At 57.1% G+C, this 3,547-nt stretch carries 1 protein-coding gene; it reads right to left on the bottom strand.

The window, feature by feature from the left end; all coding sequences use genetic code 11:
- A partial coding sequence (locus tag MXF20_RS23130) for an Ig-like domain-containing protein (RefSeq protein WP_325971638.1) occupies positions 1-3,547 on the bottom strand: 3,547 nt, incomplete at both ends.

Here is a 3,547-nt window from a genome sequence, read left to right as displayed (position 1 = left end):
ATTCCAGTGACCATGCTCCGGTTGCCGTCGCATAAACACTGCCTACAACTGTGTTGCCATCAAAAATCTTGACAAGCACATTTGGTTCAGCCGTACCGCTCAGTGTCGGCCTGTTGTCGTTGGTCACACCGCCACTGGCAATCGCACCAACCACGCCCCCCTGCACGTTGTCCATCACGCTTGTGATCGACGGCGTATTTGGCGCTAACGTATCTACCGTAATAGTGTATGGAGTAGACTGAGCACCTTCAACGCCAGCCGCACTTACCTGACTAGCTGTAAAGTTGAAGGTCGCGTCTGACAGATCATCTGGCGGCGTCCACTTCCACTTGCCAGTAGCATCTGCCGTGACGCTGCCTTTCACTATACCATCCTGATAGATAATCACAGTGGCATTTGCCGCCGCTCTACCACGCAGTTCCGGGCGCTTGTCATTGGTGTTACCGTTGTCAGCAACATCACCCTGTTTCGGATCAACGTCATCCCATACGGTATCAATCGACGGTGCAGCCGGAGCTTGAGTATCAACGATCACGGTCCATGGATCAGACGCTTGAGAAGCGTTACCCGCAGGATCGGTCACAATGATGGTGAAATCATGGCTACCGTCTGGTAATGGCGTCTCTGGTGTATAACTCCAGCTGCCGTCGTCACCTACGACAGTTGAGCCAATTGGTTTACCATTATCAATGATCGTCACCACATCACCCGGCACCTGACCAGAGCCCCCCAGTTCAGGCGTTGTGTCGTCGGTCAGACCACCATCCTGAATTGGTTTAACAATTCCACCAACGTTATCTTTAATATCGCCGATGCCTTCGTTATTAGGCGGTGTGATGTCAATGGTCAGTTCGAACTTATCACTCACTGCAACAGAGCCATTTTCAGCTTCAGCAGAGGCAGTAAAGTCATAATGGCCTTCATTCAGCTTAACAGATGGAGTGAATTGCCAGTTACCATGTGCATCTGCATACACCGACCCAATCACGTCGTTACCATTTTTGATGGTAACCAGCGCATTCGCTGTTGCAACACCGTTCAGGGTAGGCGAGGTGTCATCCGTGACGCTACCGGTGTTCAAAGTGCCGGTGATACTTCCTTCATTGTCAAACACGTTAGTAATAGAAACTACTACCACCGAGGTATCAACCACAAAGTCAATCGGTGTGCTTGCCGCGCTCACATTGCCTGCCTGATCCTGAACTTGATGGCTCAGACTATGCGGGCCATCTGGCAACGGGGCCGACGGTGTAAAGCTCCAATCACCTTTACTGTTAACGGGTACACGACCAATTTCGCGATCGCCGTCTTTGATAATGACCATACTGCCTGGTTCAGCAACACCGCTATAAGTTGGAGTGCTGTCATCCGTGGTATCACCGCTAGCTATTGGACCGGTCTTATCGCCGACGTTATCAACCAAGCTCTGGCTGCCCACATCAGGTGCAATCGTGTCCACAATGATGTTGTATTCACCACTGGATGGCATCGTGTTACCCATACTATCTTTCGCTCTCGCGATGATCGCATGTGGACCATCTGACAGAGCGGCTGTAGGGGTAAACTCCCAGTGACCGTTAGCATCAGAAATCACAGATCCCTGAACCTGACCATCAATGGCAATTGTCACGATATTGCCTGGTTTAGCCGTCCCCACAATCGTTGGCTTAGTATCATCAGTCACACCACCCGGGCGTATATTGCCGGTAATTGCGCCTACATCATCTATCACGTTGACGATTGCTGGCGCAGATGGCACCCCTCCCGTCAACAACTCAAAGCCGATGCTGTTGGACGCATCACCAATATTGCCGGCCTTATCCTGCGCCTTCGCGATGATGTCATGCGCACCGTTCTGCAATGGCGGCACAGGCGTAAATGACCAGTTGCCCGCAGCATCAGCCTGGACGCGCCCGATCTCCACACCCTTGTCGTAGACGATAACCGTGCTGCCCGCCTCTGCGGTACCGCTGATTTTCGGCTGCGCATCGTCGGTGGTGTCGCCGTTATTGATCGGCCCGGTTACCGCGCCCTGATCGTCAACGATCTCTTTAATCACCGGAGCAGCCGGTGCATCGGTGTCCACTACAATCAGGTACGGATCGGACGGCTCGGAGCTGTTGCCCGCCGGATCGGTCACGATGATGGTGAACTTGTGCTCGCCCTGATTCAGCGGCGGATTCGGGGTAAACTGCCAGCCGCCGTTCTCGTCGGCTATCGCCGTCCCGATCACCTCTCCGTTGTCGATGATGCTGACCACGTCGCCTTTCTGCAGTCCGCTGCCTTCCAGCGTCGGCGTAGTATCGTCGGTCACGTCACCCGGTTTCACGCTGCCCTGGATCGGGCCCACGTCGTCAATGATGTCGCCGATACCGTCGCCGCCCGTGCCGCCTGTGCCCGGCTTGGCTGGTGCCTGAGTGTCGATATTCAGCGCGAACTCAGCGGTTGGCGCGCTAATCGCGCCGGTCTTCGCGTCGGTCGCGGTCGCAGTGAAGCCGTAATGACCGTCCTGCAGCGCCGGCGTCGTGAACGACCAGCGGCCAAAGCTGTCGGTCTTCACGCTGCCCAGCACCACGTCGCCATTCATGATGGTTATGATGCTGTTCGCAGTCGCCCTGCCGTGCAGCGTCGGGGTGTCGTCATTGGTCATACTGCCCGACGCCAGGTTGCCGGTGCCGGCCTCCACATCGTCGTACGCATAATCAATGCTGACCACTACGTTGCCGGTGTCCACGATCAGTTTGACCGGGTCGCTCGGTGCACTTTCATTGCCTGCGTCGTCGCGGATAACCACGACGATATCGTGTTCGCCGTCCGGTAACGGAGTCTCCGGGGTGAACTCCCAGTGGCCGTCATCGCCGACAACGGTGGAACCGATAACGTCGTCACCGTCCTTGATGATCGCGGTGCCGCCCGGCTCACCTGTGCCGCCGATCGTCGGGGTGCTGTCGTCGGTGGTGTCACCGTTGCCGATTGGGCCAACGATCGGACCAACGTTGTCGTCGGCCACGACGCCCGTCGCGGCGTCAGGTGCGTGGGTGTCAATCACCAGCTGGAAGTTGCCGGTCAACGCCGGATTGCCCGCGCCGTCCTGGGTCTCCGCGCGGAAATTGTGCGGGCCGTCAGGGATATCTGCGGCAGGCGTCCAGCTCCACTGACCATTGCCGTCGGCGACAACGGTACCCTGCACCTTACCATCCATGATGATGGTCACGCTCTCGCCCGCCTGGGCGGTGCCGCGCAGTTCAGGTCGCGCATCGTTGGTCTTCGCGCCGCTCTGAAGCAGGCCGGTAAAGGCTTCAACGTCGTCCCACGCGCCAATGATGGCCGGCGCGGTGGCGTTGCCGCCGGCGATCAGCTCAAAGCCGATGCTGTTGGACGCATCACCAATATTGCCGGCCTTATCCTGCGCCTTCGCGGTGATGTCATGCGCACCGTTCTGCAATGGCGGCACAGGCGTAAATGACCAGTTGCCCGCAGCATCAGCCTGGACGCGCCCGATCTCCACACCCTTGTCGTAGACGATAACCGTGCTGCCCGCCTCTGC

It is taken from the genome of Pantoea dispersa (assembly GCF_035783935.1).
In the GTDB taxonomy this organism is placed as follows: domain Bacteria; phylum Pseudomonadota; class Gammaproteobacteria; order Enterobacterales; family Enterobacteriaceae; genus Pantoea; species Pantoea dispersa_C.
This window is presented reverse-complemented; position numbering and strand designations above follow the sequence as displayed.